18 protein-coding genes are annotated in these 16,278 nt (G+C 46.5%); 13 read left to right on the top strand and 5 right to left on the bottom strand.

The genetic code is table 11. The features are described 5' to 3' along the window. Nucleotides 1–44 precede the first annotated feature (44 nt). The 5 genes from CBI31_RS02740 to CBI31_RS02720 all read left to right on the top strand — a co-directional run bounded on the left by CBI31_RS02740 (nucleotide 45) and on the right by CBI31_RS02720 (nucleotide 6,247). Nucleotides 45–965 (top strand): histone deacetylase family protein, encoded by a 921-nt coding sequence (locus CBI31_RS02740; protein WP_088524871.1) that lies wholly within the window; start codon nucleotides 45–47, stop codon nucleotides 963–965. 39 nt (nucleotides 966–1,004) lie between these two features. Continuing rightward, nucleotides 1,005–2,657 (top strand): acyl-CoA synthetase, encoded by a 1,653-nt coding sequence (locus tag CBI31_RS02735; RefSeq protein WP_088524957.1) that lies wholly within the window; start codon nucleotides 1,005–1,007, stop codon nucleotides 2,655–2,657. Nucleotides 2,658–2,733: 76 nt separating this feature from the next. Next, on the top strand, nucleotides 2,734–3,483 hold the full coding sequence (locus tag CBI31_RS02730; RefSeq protein WP_088524870.1) for an electron transfer flavoprotein subunit beta/FixA family protein: 750 nt from the start codon (nucleotides 2,734–2,736) through the stop codon (nucleotides 3,481–3,483). Beyond that, entirely contained in the window at nucleotides 3,484–4,419 is a 936-nt protein-coding gene (locus tag CBI31_RS02725; RefSeq protein ID WP_088524869.1) for an electron transfer flavoprotein subunit alpha/FixB family protein, read from the top strand. A gap of 40 nt (nucleotides 4,420–4,459) precedes the next feature. Next, nucleotides 4,460–6,247 (top strand): acyl-CoA dehydrogenase, encoded by a 1,788-nt coding sequence (locus tag CBI31_RS02720; RefSeq protein WP_088524868.1) that lies wholly within the window; start codon nucleotides 4,460–4,462, stop codon nucleotides 6,245–6,247. A 2-nt stretch (nucleotides 6,248–6,249) separates the two neighbouring features. Here CBI31_RS02720 and CBI31_RS02715 read toward each other — a convergent pair whose 3' ends face one another. Further along, nucleotides 6,250–6,624, bottom strand: coding sequence for a hypothetical protein (locus CBI31_RS02715; protein WP_206075429.1), 375 nt, complete (start codon nucleotides 6,622–6,624; stop codon nucleotides 6,250–6,252). Between the two features lie 100 nt (nucleotides 6,625–6,724). Continuing rightward, nucleotides 6,725–7,198 (bottom strand): META domain-containing protein, encoded by a 474-nt coding sequence (locus CBI31_RS02710; protein ID WP_240553669.1) that lies wholly within the window; start codon nucleotides 7,196–7,198, stop codon nucleotides 6,725–6,727. A gap of 260 nt (nucleotides 7,199–7,458) precedes the next feature. On the opposite strand from CBI31_RS02710, the gene rpsP reads away from it, so the two are divergent. From rpsP to CBI31_RS02680, 6 genes are all read left to right on the top strand, one after another. After that, nucleotides 7,459–7,704 (top strand): 30S ribosomal protein S16, encoded by a 246-nt coding sequence (rpsP, locus tag CBI31_RS02705; protein ID WP_088524866.1) that lies wholly within the window; start codon nucleotides 7,459–7,461, stop codon nucleotides 7,702–7,704. A 90-nt stretch (nucleotides 7,705–7,794) separates the two neighbouring features. Beyond that, nucleotides 7,795–8,358, top strand: coding sequence for a ribosome maturation factor RimM (gene rimM / locus CBI31_RS02700; protein ID WP_088524865.1), 564 nt, complete (start codon nucleotides 7,795–7,797; stop codon nucleotides 8,356–8,358). Between the two features lie 34 nt (nucleotides 8,359–8,392). Then, a complete protein-coding gene (gene trmD / locus CBI31_RS02695; RefSeq protein WP_088524864.1) occupies nucleotides 8,393–9,139 on the top strand; it encodes a tRNA (guanosine(37)-N1)-methyltransferase TrmD in 747 nt (248 codons plus the stop codon). A gap of 124 nt (nucleotides 9,140–9,263) precedes the next feature. Beyond that, the gene (gene rplS, locus CBI31_RS02690; RefSeq protein ID WP_088524863.1) at nucleotides 9,264–9,659 is read left to right on the top strand and encodes a 50S ribosomal protein L19; all 396 of its coding nucleotides are present in this window, start codon (nucleotides 9,264–9,266) and stop codon (nucleotides 9,657–9,659) included. Nucleotides 9,660–9,725: 66 nt separating this feature from the next. Continuing rightward, nucleotides 9,726–10,463, top strand: coding sequence for a CoA pyrophosphatase (locus CBI31_RS02685; RefSeq protein ID WP_088524956.1), 738 nt, complete (start codon nucleotides 9,726–9,728; stop codon nucleotides 10,461–10,463). Continuing rightward, a complete protein-coding gene (locus CBI31_RS02680) occupies nucleotides 10,460–11,419 on the top strand; it encodes a CobD/CbiB family protein (protein ID WP_088524862.1) in 960 nt (319 codons plus the stop codon). The genes CBI31_RS02685 and CBI31_RS02680 overlap by 4 nt, the downstream gene beginning before the upstream one ends. Here the strand turns inward: CBI31_RS02680 and rsgA are convergent. After that, the gene (gene rsgA / locus CBI31_RS02675; protein WP_088524861.1) at nucleotides 11,364–12,377 is read right to left on the bottom strand and encodes a ribosome small subunit-dependent GTPase A; all 1,014 of its coding nucleotides are present in this window, start codon (nucleotides 12,375–12,377) and stop codon (nucleotides 11,364–11,366) included. The two genes, CBI31_RS02680 and rsgA, sit on opposite strands and share 56 nt — an antisense overlap. A gap of 12 nt (nucleotides 12,378–12,389) precedes the next feature. Then, a complete protein-coding gene (locus CBI31_RS02670) occupies nucleotides 12,390–13,640 on the bottom strand; it encodes a M48 family metallopeptidase (protein WP_088524860.1) in 1,251 nt (416 codons plus the stop codon). Between the two features lie 15 nt (nucleotides 13,641–13,655). Here CBI31_RS02670 and orn point away from each other — a divergent pair, with 15 nt between their 5' ends. After that, nucleotides 13,656–14,243, top strand: coding sequence for an oligoribonuclease (orn, locus tag CBI31_RS02665; protein ID WP_088524859.1), 588 nt, complete (start codon nucleotides 13,656–13,658; stop codon nucleotides 14,241–14,243). Nucleotides 14,244–14,269: 26 nt separating this feature from the next. On the opposite strand, the gene mog is transcribed toward orn, so the two are convergent. Further along, a complete protein-coding gene (mog, locus tag CBI31_RS02660) occupies nucleotides 14,270–14,893 on the bottom strand; it encodes a molybdopterin adenylyltransferase (RefSeq protein WP_088524858.1) in 624 nt (207 codons plus the stop codon). Nucleotides 14,894–14,919: 26 nt separating this feature from the next. Here mog and pmbA point away from each other — a divergent pair, with 26 nt between their 5' ends. Next, complete coding sequence (gene pmbA, locus CBI31_RS02655; protein WP_088524857.1) at nucleotides 14,920–16,266, top strand: metalloprotease PmbA; 1,347 nt, start codon at nucleotides 14,920–14,922, stop codon at nucleotides 16,264–16,266. The last annotated feature ends 12 nt before the right edge of the window (nucleotides 16,267–16,278 follow it).

The raw sequence follows: 16,278 nt of genomic DNA, 5'->3' as shown, positions 1-16,278 counted from the left end.
CAAGATTATAAAAATAAGAGTTTTGCTATGAAGGATTTAGAGTAATGACAACAGGATACATAACTCATCCAGACTTTCTGAAACATGAGATGGGAAGTCATCATCCAGAGTGCCCTGAACGAATTCAGGCGATCAATGATCAATTGATCCGCAGTGGCGTAGATCGCTTCCTTCATCATTTAGACGCCCCCCTAGCAACTGAAGATCAATTGGAATTAGTGCACAGCCCTGACCACGTTGCATTTGTTAGAGACCGCGCTCCAGAGAGCGGTTACTTCATGCTAGATGGTGACACCATTATGAACCCTCATACCTATAGGGCATCATTGCGTGCAGCAGGCGCTGCAATAGCGGGTGTTGATGCGGTGATGAAGGGTGAGGTTGATAACGTATTTTGTGCTGTCAGGCCACCTGGCCATCATGCCGAGCCAACCCGTTCTATGGGTTTTTGTTTATTCGATAACGTTGCAGTTGCAGCCCGCTATGCTCAGGAAGCGTATGGCATTAAGCGTGTCGCTATTATTGATTTTGATGTACATCATGGCAATGGTACTGAGGCAGCATTCTTTAATGATCCCAGCGTGATGATGTGTAGCTTTTTCCAGCATCCTTTCTACCCATATAGTGGACTAGATGCCTCGGATAATATGGTCAATGTGCCTTTGCCTGCATCCACTCGAGGTGATGTGGTGCGCTCGATTGTGCAAGAGCGCTGGCTGCCAGCTTTACGTAACTTTGAGCCAGAGCTGATTATTATTTCTGCAGGATTTGATGCGCATCGTGAGGATGACTTAGGTCAAATGGGTTTGGTGGAGGATGATTATGTTTGGATCACTCAGCGCCTCAAGGAAATTGCGAAAGATTATGCACAAGGTCGCATAGTCAGCTGCTTAGAGGGGGGTTACAACCTCTCTGCTTTAGGGCGCAGTGTTGTAGCTCACGTCAAGGCCTTAGCAGATATTTAAGTCGCTCTAATTGAATAAAACCGTTATTGAAAGTACATGATGGCAAATATTTATGAACAAGGTTTGGATCGTAATTCAGCGAACTTTACCCCAATTACCCCACTGCTATTTTTAGAGCGTTCAGCAGCTATTTATCCTCATAAGACTGCCATTATTCATGGGGAGTTACGGCAAACTTGGCAGCAAACGGATGAGCGTTGCCGTCGTCTGGCCAGTGCTTTGCAAAAGCATGGTATTGGCTTGGGGGATACGGTTGCAGTGATGCTGCCGAATACACCTCCTATGGTGGAGGCCCACTTTGGTATTCCGATGGCGGGTGCTGTGCTGAATGCTTTGAATACTCGCTTGGATCCAGAATCAATTGCTTTCATGCTCAATCACGGCGAAGCCAAAGTCGTGATCGTTGATCCAGAATTTTCAGCGGTGATGAAAAAAGCACTGGAGATCGCGCAAAAAGAAAGTGGCCGAGATATTTTGGTCATCGATGTCGAAGAAAAAGAATTCGATGTAGCAGGTGAGAAATTAGGAAAACTCACTTACGAACAATTATTAGCGCAAGGGGACCCAAAGTTCGCTTGGCAAGTTCCTGCGGATGAGTGGCAAGCTATTTGCTTGAACTATACCTCGGGTACCACCGGTAATCCTAAAGGTGTTGTCTACCACCATCGTGGCGCAGCAATGAATGCAGTATCGAATATTTTGGACTGGGATATCAATCGGCATCCGGTGTATTTGTGGACCCTGCCAATGTTCCATTGCAATGGTTGGTGCTTTCCTTGGACTATTGCAGCGCGTGCGGGCGTTAATGTTTGCATGCGGCGTGTGGATGCGCCCCATATTTTTGCTGCGATTAAGGAGCATGGAGTCACCCATTACTGCGCTGCACCGATTGTTCATAACCTTTTGGTTAATGCTCCGGACGAGCTCAAGGTAGGCGTGCCTTCAGGTGTCAAGGGACTCATCGCCGGGGCTGCGCCGCCAGCTTCGATCATTGAAGGGATGGAAAAGCTGGGCTTTGATTTAACCCATGTATATGGTTTGACTGAGACTTATGGCCCGGCCGCAATTTGCGTGAGACAAGATGAGTGGGATGATTTGGATATCGGCGAGCGCGCTCGCTTGAATGCGCGACAAGGCATGCGCTATCACCTGCAACAAGCAATTGATGTGCTCAATCCAGAAACCATGCAGCCCGTCCCTGCTGATGGTGAAACGATGGGTGAAATTATGTTCAAAGGGAATATCACCATGAGGGGTTATCTGAAGAATCAGAAGGCCACTCAAGAAGCATTTGAGGGCGGCTGGTTTCATTCCGGTGACTTAGCAGTCATGAACCCAGATGGTTACGTCAAGATTAAAGACCGCAGCAAGGACATCATCATCTCTGGCGGGGAAAATATTTCTTCTATTGAGGTAGAAGATGTTCTATACCGCCATCCTGCAGTGATTGCTGCTGCAGTAGTTGCTAAACCTGATCCAAAATGGGGCGAGACCCCCTGTGCTTTCCTAGAAATTAAGTCTGGAGTTCAGGTAAGTCCAGCGGAGATCATTGCCCACTGTAAGCAACATTTAGCTGGATTTAAGGTGCCCAAGGCGATTGTATTTGGGGAGCTGCCTAAGACCTCAACCGGAAAAATCCAGAAATTTGAACTGCGGAAGCAAGCTGGCTCTGCCACCGCTATTGATGTTTAGTTCTTCGGGCTTGGGGCGGATAAAATAAGTAGTTATGCAGATATTTGCAAATTTTTATCAATATTGAGAATTCCAAATGAAGATCTTAGTGGCAATAAAACGAGTCGTTGATTACAACGTCAAAATTCGAGTGAAGTCTGACGGTTCTGGTGTAGATCTGGCCAACGTCAAAATGAGCATGAACCCCTTTGATGAAATTGCTGTTGAAGAGGCGGTACGTTTAAAAGAAGCAGGCATTGCAACTGAAGTTGTCGTGGTTAGTGCAGGTGTGACGCAGTGCCAGGAAACATTGCGAACTGCTTTGGCGATTGGCGCTGATCGCGCCATCTTAGTGGAGTCTGATGCTGACTTGCAGCCACTCGCAGTTGCTAAGATTCTGAAAGCGCTCTCTGAAAAAGAATCTGCTCAAATCATCATCCTTGGCAAGCAAGCGATTGATGATGACAGTAATCAAACAGGTCAAATGCTGGCCAGTCTATTGGATATCCCACAAGCAACTTTTGCATCCAAGGTGGTAGTAGCCGACGGTAAGGTAACTGTGACGCGCGAAGTCGATGGTGGTCTAGAAACTATTGCCTTGAGTTTGCCGGCAGTGATTACTACTGACTTGCGTTTGAATGAGCCACGTTATGTCACTCTGCCTAATATCATGAAGGCCAAGAAAAAGACCATTGATGTTGTAAAGCCTGAGGATTTGGGTGTGGATATTGTCCCGCGCCTTAAAACCCTGAAGGTTGAGGATCCACCTAAACGAAGTGCTGGTGTCATGGTAGCTGATGTAGCAGCCTTGGTAGAAAAACTCAAAAATGAAGCGAAGGTGATTTAAATGGCTACTCTAGTAATCGCTGAACACGATAATCAATCTTTAAAAGCAGCTACCTTAAATACTGTAGCAGCTGCATTGCAATGCTCTCCTGAAGTAGATGTATTGGTTGCAGGTAACCAGTCTGATGCGGTTGCACAGGCTGCTTCTCAAATAGTAGGCATCCGTAAAGTGATTCAGGTCGACGCTGCTAGTCTAGCTGATCAATTGGCTGAGCCTTTGGCTGCACAGATTCTGTCGATTGCAAATCACTACAGTCATATTTTGGCTCCTGCAACTGCTAACGGTAAGAATGTGTTGCCACGTGTCGCGGCTAAGCTAGATGTTGCCCAGCTATCTGATATCACCAAGGTTGTGAGTAGCGATACTTTTGAGCGCCCAATTTATGCGGGTAATGCGATTGCTACTGTACAAACTAGCGATCCAATTAAAGTCATCACAGTTCGCACTACCGGTTTTGATCCTGTGGCTGCTACTGGTGGCTCGGCAGCGATTGAAAAACAAGCTGCTATAGAAAGTAAATCCTCATCATCCTTTGTGGGCCGTCAGCTAACGAAGTCTGATCGTCCAGAGCTGACTGCTGCCAAGATCATTGTTTCTGGTGGTCGCGGTTTAGGTTCTGGTGATAAGTACCAGGAGCTCATCGCCCCATTAGCTGACAAGCTAGGCGCTGCTTTAGGCGCTTCGCGTGCTGCAGTGGATGCGGGTTATGTTCCTAATGATTATCAAGTTGGCCAAACCGGCAAGATTGTTGCTCCAGAGCTCTATATCGCGATTGGTATTTCTGGAGCTATTCAGCACTTAGCAGGCATGAAGGACTCCAAGGTGATTGTTGCGATCAACAAAGATCCAGAAGCTCCTATCTTTGGTGTTGCTGATTACGGTTTAGTTGCCGATCTCAATACGGCAGTGCCAGAATTAACTAAAGCACTGAGCTAAGTGTGATTGCATTATTTGATTTAATTCAATAGGAGCAGCAATGCCATACGTAGCCCCAGTAAAAGACATGTTGTTTGTCATGAATGAGTTAGCTGGGCTAGCCGATGTGGTTGCTTATCCCTCTTATGCACAAGCAGGGGTTGATGTCGATTTGGCTCCAGCAATTTTGGAAGAGTCTGCAAAGTTCACTCAAGACGTTATTGCACCCCTCAATTGGCCTGGTGATCAAAACCCAAGCTCCTGGAAAGATGGTGTAGTTACTACCACTCCTGGTTTTAAAGAAGCCTTTGAACAATTCGCTGCTGCTGGTTGGCAGGGCGTAGTGCATCCAGTTGAGTTTGGTGGCCAAGCCTTGCCAAAGTTAATTGCTGCTGCATGTTTTGAAATGGTTCACTCAGCCAGCTTGTCATTTGCTTTATGTCCCATGCTGACCGATGGTGCGATTGAGGCTTTATTAACGGCGGCTAGCCCAGAGATTCAAGCGCAATATGTCCCGAATATGATTTCGGGTGAGTGGACTGGCTCCATGTGCTTAACTGAGCCACAAGCAGGTTCTGATTTATCCATGGTCCGCTCTAAAGCGATACCTGAAGGTGATGGCACCTACAAAATATTTGGTACCAAGATCTATATCACCTATGGTGAGCACGATATGGCCAAGAATATTGTCCATTTGGTACTGGCAAGAACGCCAGATGCCCCAGAGGGAGTTAAAGGAATTTCATTATTTGTAGTTCCTAAGCTCTTAGTGAATACTGACGGCTCCTTAGGCGAGCGTAACGATGTTCACTGTGTATCGATTGAGCACAAATTAGGAATCAAGGCCAGCCCAACTGCAGTCCTGCAGTTTGGTGATCACGGTGGTGCAATCGGCTACCTGGTTGGCGAAGAAAATCGCGGCCTTGAATACATGTTCGTGATGATGAACGCTGCTCGCTTTGCGGTGGGTATGCAAGGCATTGCAGTAGCAGAGCGTGCTTACCAAAAGGCAGTGCAATACGCTAAAGATCGTGTGCAAAGTCGAGATTTAGATGGCTCTGCTGGGCCTGTGGCGATTATTCATCAACCAGATGTCAAGCGGATGCTCATGACCATGCGCGCCTATACTGAAGCTTCTCGCGCATTGGCTTATTACGCTGCTGCTGCTAATGACGCACAGCATGCAGCGCCTGATGAGGGGCAGCGTAAAGCCAGTCAAGCTGTTTATGAATTCTTGGTACCGATTGTGAAGGGCTTCTCTACGGAGATGTCAATCGAGGTCGCTAGCTTGGGTATTCAAGTGCATGGTGGCATGGGCTTTATCGAAGAGACAGGTGCAGCTCAGCACTATCGTGATGCTCGTATCTTGACCATCTATGAAGGTACTACAGCCATTCAAGCAAATGATTTGCTTGGGAGAAAAACGGTACGTGATGGTGGCGCCACTGCGAGAGTACTCTCACAAAAAATTGCACAAACAGAAAAAGAGTTACTAGCGAGTAGTTCAGCAGATGCTCAGGCAGTACTAAAGCAGTTGAAGATAGGGCGCGCCGCATTTGAAGATACTGTTGCTTATATTTTGGCAAATGCAAAGAGTGATACCAAGGCAGTGTATGCCGGTAGTTTTGCGTATTTGAGACTATCCGGTTTAGTGTTGGGTGCTTGGCAAATGGCTCGCAGCCTCTTAGCTGCCGAGCGTTTACGCGATAGCGATCCTGCTTTTTATCATGCCAAGATCACTACGGCACGTTTCTTTGCCGAGAATTTATTACCACAAGCTAGCGCTCTAGCAACTTCAATTATTGAAAGCGGTCACTCTACAAATGCTTTAGAGGTAGAGCAGTTCTGAAGTTATTGCGATAGCTTTTTGGCTTCGTGAAGTTGGGAGATGAAGAATTGCTCAAAAGAGATGGCCAAAAAAGTCATCATGACTGCAGCACCCAATACAAGCGAGAAGATTACCGTCAGAATGACTGGCCAGCCAGAGCGAGTTCGACGGTGCTCTTCGATGCCGGGATTAAATTGCGCATCCCATTTCTCATCAGGGCGAAGACCAAAGGCAATCGTTGTTAACCAGCTGGCTTCTATGGCAATAAATCCAAAGGTGATCAGCATCCATCCAGGTGCAGAATGAAAGTTGGCGTTTTTTAGGATGGTCCAGCCAGCAATGCCGCCAATCAGAGCAAATAATTGCGCCCAAGCCCAAAAAGATTTGATGCCTTGCAAGTAAAAGTAGTTGAGTCCACTGCCTGGGAAAAAAAATCCGAGAGCGCAAAAAAATCAGTTTGGAGTTTTTCATTAATCTTTTATCTTTTGAATGACTTACTTATTTGTTGTTATTGGGACGCTGAGTAAAGCTTAAGACTTCTCGATCGGCTCCAATCATCAGCAATTGATCGCCATTACGAACGATACTGCGATAGTCGTTGAGCTCATACAGAAAGTCATTTTCTAATTCATTACGTTGTGGCGTACAGGCCATTTTTGTGCTCACAATTTTAGTGATGGTAAAGCCACGAGCATCTTCTTCTAGCTGTGCGGTAAAGCGATTGCAGCCAGTTGAGCCGCTGATGCGCTGGCCATTGGTGTCAAAAATGATGTGAATGGGGTTACTGGCTTCACCTTGTGGAATTTGGCGGGTGCGCACCTCACCACCACTATTGGGGGCTAAATTCCAGCGAGTGAGCTCCCACTTGGTGTTCCGAAGCTCGCTGCTAGGAGGGCTCGTTTTGGCATTGCAGGGCGGAATGACATTGGCGCACCCAGTCAAAAGAACAATACCCAAAGATGAAAACACCACAATTAGGCTATTTGAGAAGCCTCTGAAGAGGCCCTTTCTTGAGGCTTGGGATGCGATTTTTGTGGGCATATTTATCTAAGTTATTGTTTTATATGTATTTTTAATTCTCTGGATGATTCTATTCTACTGGCTTAGACGCTGAAATAGGTGGAAGGAGTAGGGGTTTTCGTCTAGAATATGAGGTTTTCCGCTCTACCGTACGTTACTTAGGTGGGCCGGAGTCTCAGATTTTTTCATTTTAGATTTTTTAAGGAATAAGTATGGTCGTCATTCGACTGGCACGCGGCGGTTCTAAGAAGCGCCCTTTTTACAGCATCGTTGCTACTGATAAGCGCAACCGTCGTGACTCGAACTTTATCGAGCGCATTGGCTATTTCAATCCACAAGCAGTTGCAACTGAGCAAGCGATGCGTATTGCTCAGGATCGCTTGACTTACTGGACTGGTGTTGGCGCGCAAATCTCTCCAACCGTTGTTCGTCTGATCAAAAACAATCCTGCTGTTTAAGTCACTTTGCTAAAGACTTCATCTTTGCGGTGGAGTTTTTGGCGGCAGGATTTGAGTAGTTTTATTTTGGGAAAATAAGGTGTCTTTCAAATGAGTACACCTTCCTTAAATGATTTGATTGAGCTTGGTGCTGTTTCTGAGGCCCAAGGATTGCAGGGTCAAGTGAAGGTTAGACCTCACTCATCAGAGCCTGTAGCGCTTCTATCTTCTAAAGCTGTTTGGTTGTCTCTCATTCCGCGCAGGGATGCAGGGGTTTCTGCGTCTGTAGAGCAAGCCTCCCTCACGCAATACAAAGTTAAGAACGCTAAGATGCACAGCGGTAATGTCGTCATGGCACTAGAAGGTATCAGTGATCGCGATCAAGCGCTTGCATTAAAAGGCGCCAGAATATTAGTAGCACGCGATGCATTTCCAAAAGCAGATAGTGATTCTTATTATTGGGTTGACCTGATTGGTTGCAGTGCAGTCAATCTGCAAAACGAAGAGCTTGGTGAGGTCATTGATGTTACTGAGAACGGTGCTCATGGTGTGATCGCCATTGGCGATGCATCAAGTAAGACCATTAAACAATTAGTTCCATTTGTAAAAGAAGTAGTGCAAAACGTAGACTTAGATAATAAAAAAATTACTCTCGATTGGCAGAGTGATTGGTGATGAACGAATAAAAAATAAACCGACGAATATAGATATGCGCTTTGATGTTGTGACTTTATTTCCAGAAATGTTCTCTGCTCTGACGCAGTGGGGTGTAACTGGTCGCGCATGTCAGCAATCACTAGCCAGCGTTCATCTGTGGAATCCCAGAGACTTTTGTACTGATCCCCGTAAGACGGTAGATGATCGCGCCTATGGCGGCGGTCCAGGAATGGTCATGATGGCCAAGCCCCTAGAAGATACCGTCGCCAGTATTAAAACGGCCCATCAGGCCGCCAATATCAAAACAGGCCCAATTTGCTTATTGGCACCCCAAGGCGAGCGGTTTTCTCAGAAAATGGCAGCTGATATCCTGAATTTGGGTAATTTGAGCTTTATTTGTGGTCGGTATGAGGCAGTCGACCAACGTTTTATTGATCGAAACATCGACTTACAGCTCTCTATCGGCGATTTTGTGCTCTCTGGAGGTGAAATTCCTGCAATGGCAATGATGGATGCGGTAATTAGGCTCATTCCAGGCGCTCTTGGGGATGGCGAATCTGCCACCCAGGATAGCTTTATGAACGGTCTTTTGGACTATCCCCACTACACCAGACCCGAGGTTTATGAAAATTTATCGGTGCCAGACGTGCTTTTGGGCGGACATCACGCTAAAATAGCGGATTGGCGTCGGCAGAAGTCTTTAGAGCTGACGTTCAGGCTCCGGCCAGATTTAATTGAATCGGCCAGAGCCAATGGGTTGCTAACCCGAGAAGATGAACAATTTCTTCGCTCTCTATAAATTGAGTTGTGAATAAGCGGTTTGATTTTTGGTTTAGTGAAATTGTTTTAACTGCATCCTCTGTTAAGTCCGTTGATTTAAATCTCGGGATTAAAGGTTAACAAGATGTTTTAGGAATAAAAAAATGAATTTGATCGAAAAAATTGAGCAAGAAGAAATTGCTCGCTTAAGTGCTAATAAAGTATTACCAAGCTTTGCTCCTGGCGACACTGTGGTTGTTAGCGTAAACGTTGTTGAGGGTACACGTAAGCGTGCCCAGGCTTTTGAAGGCGTTGTGATTGCTAAGCGTAATCGCGGACTCAATTCCAGCTTTATCGTGCGTAAGATTTCTTCTGGTGAAGGCGTTGAGCGTACTTTCCAAACATACTCACCATTGATTGCTAGCGTTGAAGTGAAGCGTCGCGGTGATGTCCGTCGTGCAAAGTTGTACTACTTGCGTGATCGTTCTGGTAAGTCAGCACGTATTAAAGAAAAGCTTCAAGCTCGCACTAAGGCAGTAGCTGCTCCAGCTGCTGAATAATTGCTGCTTTGATGCAAATTAAAAAGGCGGCCTAGGTCGCCTTTTTTGTTGCCTTAGAATATGAATATGCCCAAGACCCCTCAGACTGAAGAAGATGCAATCAATGTGGCTGCGCCTCCCGGGTTTGATGCACAAGCCATTCCGATCTATGAGATTTGTGGGGATCAGATCAAGGTGCCCAAAGAGCGCCTCGAGCTAGCAAGCTTAAGATCCCGTTTTCAGGCGCCTCCTGATTGGCATCCAGAAATTACTGATGAAAACCGCCATGTGATCGCCTCAGACATTATTGCTAAGCGTCAGGCAGCGGGTAAGGTTACTAAGGCGGCAGTGTTGATACCGTTGGTATTAAAGGCAGAAGGCTTATCAGTACTCCTAACTCAACGAACCAATCACTTACGCGACCATGCCGGGCAAATTAGTTTTCCCGGGGGTCGCATGGATCCTGAAGATCAAAGTCCTAATGACACTGCGCTGCGGGAGAGTGAAGAAGAAATTGGTTTGGATCGCAAGCGTGTAGAGATTATTGGGCATTTGCCTCAATATCTCACTGTTTCTGGCTATAGCGTTACTCCGGTAGTGGGATTGGTACAGGCTCAGGCAGAATACGTCTTAGATGAATTTGAAGTGGCAGATATTTTTGAAGTGCCTTTAAGTTTTTTATTGGACCCAGCAAACCATCAGATTAGAGTGTGGCAAAGTGAGCGGGGTGGCCGTCGTTTTTATTCAATGCCTTATAAGAACCGCTTTATTTGGGGCGCTACTGCGGGAATGTTACGAAACCTATATCATTTATTAAAAGTATGACTTTCTTTTCCATTCTCTTCGCCCTCATTGCTGAGCAATATCGCCCAGTAACTGCTAGCCATTGGATTGTGCGGACTAGCACCCGTTGGTTGGATTGGGTCGCCGGAGAATTCGGCGGTAAGACTGAAGAAGGGGCAAGCCCAATTGGTGCTCGCATGGCCTGCTTGGTTGCATTTATTTTGCCAACCTTTTTAGTGTTCTTGGTTTACGTCATTTGTATGGTGACTTACCCAATCTTAGGTTTTGTATGGAATATTGCGATTGCCTATTTGTTTTTTGGCTTTCGTCAATTTAGCCATTCCTTCACTCTAGTGCATGAAGCGATTGAGGCCCATGATCTACCAGCAGCCCGCGCCGCACTTGGCCAATGGTATGGCCCAGATTTAGATACCGCTCATCTGACAGAAACTCAAGTGATCTCTTTGGCTCTTGAGCGCGCCATCATTGGCTCCCATCGTCACGTATTTGGTGTCTTGTTCTGGTTCATGATGCCAATGGGCCCTGCGGGAGTTGTGCTCTATCGTTTAGCCGATATGGCTGCGCAACGTTGGTCTATGCGGGGTGACTTTAATCTGAGTGAAGCAGCGCGCCATTTCTTTTACGTGCTCGATTGGATTCCATCTCGGATTACTGCAATGGGCTTTGCAATTGTTGGTAACTTTGAAGGCGCAGTTTATGCATGGCGCTACCTTACTCAAAAATGGGCCGACTCTTTATCAGCAGTAATTTTGGCTGCCGGTGGTGGTGCCCTAGGTGTGCGTTTAGGTGAGCCCTTGAGTGAGCCTGGTAGTGATGAAGCATTGCGGATGGCAGAGGCTGGTGAGCCGCTGATCTATGAAGTAGGTCTTGAGCCTACCGAGCGGACGATGCGCTCCGCAGTAGGCTTGGTATGGCGCCTAGTTATCGCTTGGATGGCTTTATTGCTAATGCTGACCATCGCTCTTTGGCTTGGCTAATCCCCTGAATTTGCGTATCTGCTGTTTTTGAATCAGAGTGCAGTTGCCTAAATAGCGCTAGTCTTTCTGGCGCTATTTCGTTTCTATTGACTGCATCTCTTACAGCGCAATCAGGCTCTGATTCATGTGCACAATTGTGAAAGCGACATTTACCCAGTAAATCTTTGAATTCTCTAAAGGCATGTTGCAATTCACTGACTGACATATGGGCCAAACCAAACTCCTGAAAACCTGGAGAATCAATGAGGGCGCCAAGCTTGCCAGAAGCATCTCTACCCCAAGCTTGTGGTAATTCAAAATAACGACAAGCGGTAGTGGTGTGCTTACCAGTATCTAAGCGCACTGAGTATTCTTGGGTGAGTGCAGCAGCATTGGGAACCCAGGCATTTAAGAGACTAGACTTACCCATACCTGACTGACCTACAAAGACAGAGACCTTGCCGCAGAGTGCCATCTGGAGAGCATTAATCGATTCAGAGTCAAACTTGGCGGATACCTCACTCACTGAGTAGCCCATGCGTGCATACGGTGCAATGATTTTGCGTGCGTGTTCTAAATTATCTTTGAGGTCACATTTATTTAAGAGAATATGTAAACCAATTTGGTTAGCTTCTGCAGCTACCACTGCTCTACCTAAAAGATCTGGTGAGAATGCCGGTTGCGTTGCTAGTACTACTAAAATTTGATCGACATTAGAGGCAATAATCTTGCTCTTAAATGCATCGGAGCGATACAAAATATTGTCACGTGGTTCAATCTGAATAATGCGCGCTTGATCTGCCGATGTCATTTCGAGCAGCATGCGATCACCCACTGCACCAACGTGCTGCTTAGCGGGCGTGCTTACCTGAATTAATGGCCCCTGAGGTGAATGATTTCCTTGTGCATCTGCTACCAAACGCTGCGCTAGATAGTGTCTCCCATAAGAGGCAGTCAGTAGCGCGTGAAATTGTTCCATCGATGATTCGTATTAGCTCAGACGCTGGAGATTGGCAATTCTCAGTGGTGCTGGTGGATGTGAGCTATAGAAGGCGGTGTAAATTGGATCTGGGGTGAGCGTTGAAGCATTGTCTTGGTAAAGCTTGACTAAAGCAGAGATCAAATCTTGAGCAGAAGATTTTTCAGCTGCAAAACCGTCAGCTTCATATTCATGTTTACGAGAAGCAAGGCTGCCCAGTGGTGTGAAGAAGAAGCTGAACACTGGAGATACCAGCATAAAGAGCGCCAGCGCTAGGCCGCCGTTATAACCATTGAGGTTGGGCATAACCCCCAGATCGGTGTAGAACCAGACCTTGGTGCTAATCCATCCTAGTAGAGCAAACATACCAAAGCTCAAAGCAAAAGAAACTAAGAGGCGCTTACGAATATGCTGACGTTTAAAGTGGCCCAACTCATGAGCAAGTACAGCCTCTACTTCACCAGGGTTGAGTTTTTCAATCAAAGTATCAAAGAAGACAATACGTTTTGCCTTGCCCATGCCAGCAAAGAATGCATTGCCATGAGCGCTACGCTTGCTGCCGTCCATTACAAACAAGCCTTGGCTAGCAAAATCACAGCGTTTCAGTAGTGCTTCAATTTGGGTTTTTAAGGGACCATCTTCTAAAGCTTGGAACTTATTAAAGAGCGGGGCAATAAATGTAGGGAAGATCCACTGCATTAATACACTAAATGCGGTCAATACCCCCCATGCCCAAAGCCACCAAAGATCGCCAGCTTGAGCCATGAGCGTGAGGATCACCCAAAGTAGTGGCACGCCGATTGCGCCACCTACCCCTATACCCTTCATCATGTCGCTAAAGAATAATTTCTTACCCATGCGATTAAAGCCGAAACGCTCCTCCAGATAAAACTGCTTGTACCAGGAGAAGGGTAGATCAATGATTCCGGAGATAAGCACAATCGAGACTAGTAGAGCAATTTGCTGGGCAATGCCTTCGCCTAGAAATTGTAGCAGGGCCATATTCAGAATTTGCAATCCACCCAATAAAGTGAAGGCAATTAAAATAATGGCGCTGACTCCATTTTCTAATATGCCAAGGCGTAGTTTGGCGATAGTGTAGTCAGCTGCTTTTTGATGTTCAGCCAAACTCACTTTTTCAGTAAATTCTGCGGGAACCTGATCGCGGTGCTGGGCGACATAGCGAATTTGGCGTTGGGATAACCAGTGGCGTAGGCCAAAACTGGCAATAAAGGCGATTAGAAAAACAATTGTGAATGTCATGAGATCATTATAGATATGAGTGAACAAACGAACACGGCCGAGAAAAAGGCACCCCCCGCCGATGAGCACCTGATTTGGGTGGATATGGAAATGTCGGGCCTTAATCCCGAAACTGAGCGGATTTTAGAAATCGCCATCATTGTTACTGATGCCCACCTGAATACCATTGCAACCGCCCCTGTCTGGGTCGTTCATCAAGAGGATGCCGTTTTAGATGCAATGGATGCTTGGAATAAAGGCACTCATGGGCGTTCGGGTCTGATCGATAAGGTCAAAGCATCCTCATTGGATGAGGCAACTGTTGAGGCCGAGTGCATTGCCTTTTTAAAGAAATACATCAAGGCCGGTATTGCTCCGATGTGTGGCAATACGATTGGCCAAGATCGTCGCTTTATGGCCAAGTACATGCCAAAGTTGGAAGCTTATTTTCATTATCGAAGTATTGATGTCTCGACTCTCAAGGAGTTGTGCAAGCGCTGGCATCCAGAGTTAGTGAAGGGCTTTACCAAAAACCAGGCACATACTGCATTGGCAGATATTGAAGAATCGATTGAAGAGCTCAAGTACTACCGCGATAAATTTATCATTCCACTACCGAAGTAAAGGGAAGTGAAAACTCAAAAAAGCATTTATTTCTTGAGTGCGCTCTTTGGCCTAAAGACTCTGATAACCTCTTCATGGGTCTCGATATAAGGCCCGCCGATTAAATCAATGCAGTAAGGAACTGCTGCAAAGATGCCGGGCACAATCGCTTTCCCATTCTCATCCTTAAGACCTTCTAGTGTTTCAGCAATCGCTTTGGGTTGACCGGGTAAATTGATGACGAGCGCAGCATGCCCCTCTATTTCTCTCAAAACAGCTACCTGCCTAGACAAAATCGCCGTCGGAACAAATTTCAGGCTGATTTGCCGCATTTGCTCGCCAAAGCCCGGCATTTCACAGGTTCCGGCTTCAAGGGTAGCTTCAGGGGTGACATCTCTACGAGATGGGCCTGTGCCTCCTGTGGTGAGTACCAGATCGCACCCCATATCGTCTACCAATTCAACAATGGTTTCTGTGATGATTTCAGATTCGTCTGCAATAAGACGCTCATGAAAGTCGCAGGGGTTGCTAATGGCTTTCATTAACCAAGACTGTAGGGCAGGGATGCCCTCATCTTGATATACCCCATTGCTGGCTCTATCGGAGATCGAAATCAGGCCGATTTTGACTTCATTTGGGGAGCTACGCTTTTGGTCTTCGGTATGCTTCATGTTTCTATTCTAGCTATTATTAGGGCATGTTTACATATACATCTAGTCAGTTTCAAGAAATCGTCGATTTCTTGCTCAAAGAAGCCAAAAGAAGGGGGGCTTCGGATGCGGTTGCCGAGGTCTCTGAGGGGCAAGGCCTCTCCGTAACGGTCCGTAAAGGCGAGGTCGAAACGATTGAGCAAAGCTTGGATAAGCAAGTCGGAGTCACGGTATTTTTAGGACATCACCGCGGTAATGCTAGTACGAGTGATTTTTCTAAAGCATCTTTGAAGGCAACAGTAGATGCTGCTTATCACATTGCTCAGCACACTGCTGAAGATACTTGTGCTGGACCAGCTGAACGTGAACTCTTAGAAAAAAATCCACGCGACCTAGATTTATTTCATCCCTGGAATATTGATGCCGCACATGCAGTAGAAATTGCCCGCATTGCAGAAGGCGCTGCATTTGCAATGAGTAAGCAAATTCAGAATAGCGATGGTGCCTCTGTATCTGCACACCATGCACATTTCATGATGGGCACAAGTCACGGATTTATGGGGGGCTACCCATTTTCTCGCCACTATATTTCTTGCGCACCCATTGCAAGTGAAGGTGGTAAACAGTCAAATATGCAACGTGATGACTGGTATTCCAGTTCGCGGATACCAGAAGAGTTAGCCGACCCTGCATTGATTGGTCAATATGCGGCGCAGCGCGCGCTATCCCGTTTGAAAGCACGATCACTGACGACGCGCCGTTGCCCTGTCATTTTTGAGGCACCATTAGCTGCAGGGCTCTTGGGCGGATTGGTACAGGCTGTGTCAGGTGGTGCGCTCTATCGACGCACGAGCTTTTTGTTAGACAGTTTAGGTAAACAAGTACTTCCAAAACATATCAGCCTCTTTGAAAATCCGCATCTGAAGTCGATGACGGGTAGTGCACCATTCGATGACGAGGGTGTGAAGACATCTCCCCGCACCGTTGTGGATAAGGGGATCTTAGAAGGATATTTTTTATCCACATACTCAGCGCGTAAATTGGGAATGAAGACTACAGGCAATGCTGGCGGTGCACATCATTTAAAACTACAAAGCAAGAAAACTCCCAAAGGCGGATTACCTGCTTTATTAAAAGAAATGGGAACGGGCCTCTTGGTGACTGAATTAATGGGGCAGGGCGTGAACTATGTCACGGGTGACTATTCACGTGGTGCTTTTGGCTATTGGGTTCAGAATGGTGAAATCCAGTACCCAGTCGAAGAGGTAACGATCGCAGGTAATTTACGCGAGATGCTTTTAGATATTGCCATGATTGGGAGCGATACGTTGATCCGGGGAACTAAAGAAACTGGTTCAATTTTGATTGGCTCGATGACTGTTGGTGGTAAATAAATACTGAAGGGA

The sequence above is a fragment of the Polynucleobacter campilacus genome (genome assembly GCF_002206625.1).
Classification (GTDB): Bacteria; Pseudomonadota; Gammaproteobacteria; order Burkholderiales; family Burkholderiaceae; genus Polynucleobacter; species Polynucleobacter campilacus.
This window is presented reverse-complemented; position numbering and strand designations above follow the sequence as displayed.

Excerpts from the sequence above, each read along its gene's own strand:
- CBI31_RS02740 (WP_088524871.1), top strand. The coding sequence starts at position 45 with ATGACAACAGGATACATAACTCATCCAGACTTTCTGAAACATGAGATG.
- CBI31_RS02735 (WP_088524957.1), top strand. The coding sequence starts at position 1,005 with ATGGCAAATATTTATGAACAAGGTTTGGATCGTAATTCAGCGAACTTT.
- CBI31_RS02730 (WP_088524870.1), top strand. The coding sequence starts at position 2,734 with ATGAAGATCTTAGTGGCAATAAAACGAGTCGTTGATTACAACGTCAAA.
- CBI31_RS02725 (WP_088524869.1), top strand. The coding sequence starts at position 3,484 with ATGGCTACTCTAGTAATCGCTGAACACGATAATCAATCTTTAAAAGCA.
- CBI31_RS02720 (WP_088524868.1), top strand. The coding sequence starts at position 4,460 with ATGCCATACGTAGCCCCAGTAAAAGACATGTTGTTTGTCATGAATGAG.
- rpsP (WP_088524866.1), top strand. The coding sequence starts at position 7,459 with ATGGTCGTCATTCGACTGGCACGCGGCGGTTCTAAGAAGCGCCCTTTT.
- rimM (WP_088524865.1), top strand. The coding sequence starts at position 7,795 with ATGAGTACACCTTCCTTAAATGATTTGATTGAGCTTGGTGCTGTTTCT.
- trmD (WP_088524864.1), top strand. The coding sequence starts at position 8,393 with ATGCGCTTTGATGTTGTGACTTTATTTCCAGAAATGTTCTCTGCTCTG.
- rplS (WP_088524863.1), top strand. The coding sequence starts at position 9,264 with ATGAATTTGATCGAAAAAATTGAGCAAGAAGAAATTGCTCGCTTAAGT.
- CBI31_RS02685 (WP_088524956.1), top strand. The coding sequence starts at position 9,726 with ATGCCCAAGACCCCTCAGACTGAAGAAGATGCAATCAATGTGGCTGCG.
- CBI31_RS02680 (WP_088524862.1), top strand. The coding sequence starts at position 10,460 with ATGACTTTCTTTTCCATTCTCTTCGCCCTCATTGCTGAGCAATATCGC.
- rsgA (WP_088524861.1), bottom strand. The coding sequence starts at position 12,377 with ATGGAACAATTTCACGCGCTACTGACTGCCTCTTATGGGAGACACTAT.
- CBI31_RS02670 (WP_088524860.1), bottom strand. The coding sequence starts at position 13,640 with ATGACATTCACAATTGTTTTTCTAATCGCCTTTATTGCCAGTTTTGGC.
- orn (WP_088524859.1), top strand. The coding sequence starts at position 13,656 with ATGAGTGAACAAACGAACACGGCCGAGAAAAAGGCACCCCCCGCCGAT.
- mog (WP_088524858.1), bottom strand. The coding sequence starts at position 14,893 with ATGAAGCATACCGAAGACCAAAAGCGTAGCTCCCCAAATGAAGTCAAA.
- pmbA (WP_088524857.1), top strand. The coding sequence starts at position 14,920 with ATGTTTACATATACATCTAGTCAGTTTCAAGAAATCGTCGATTTCTTG.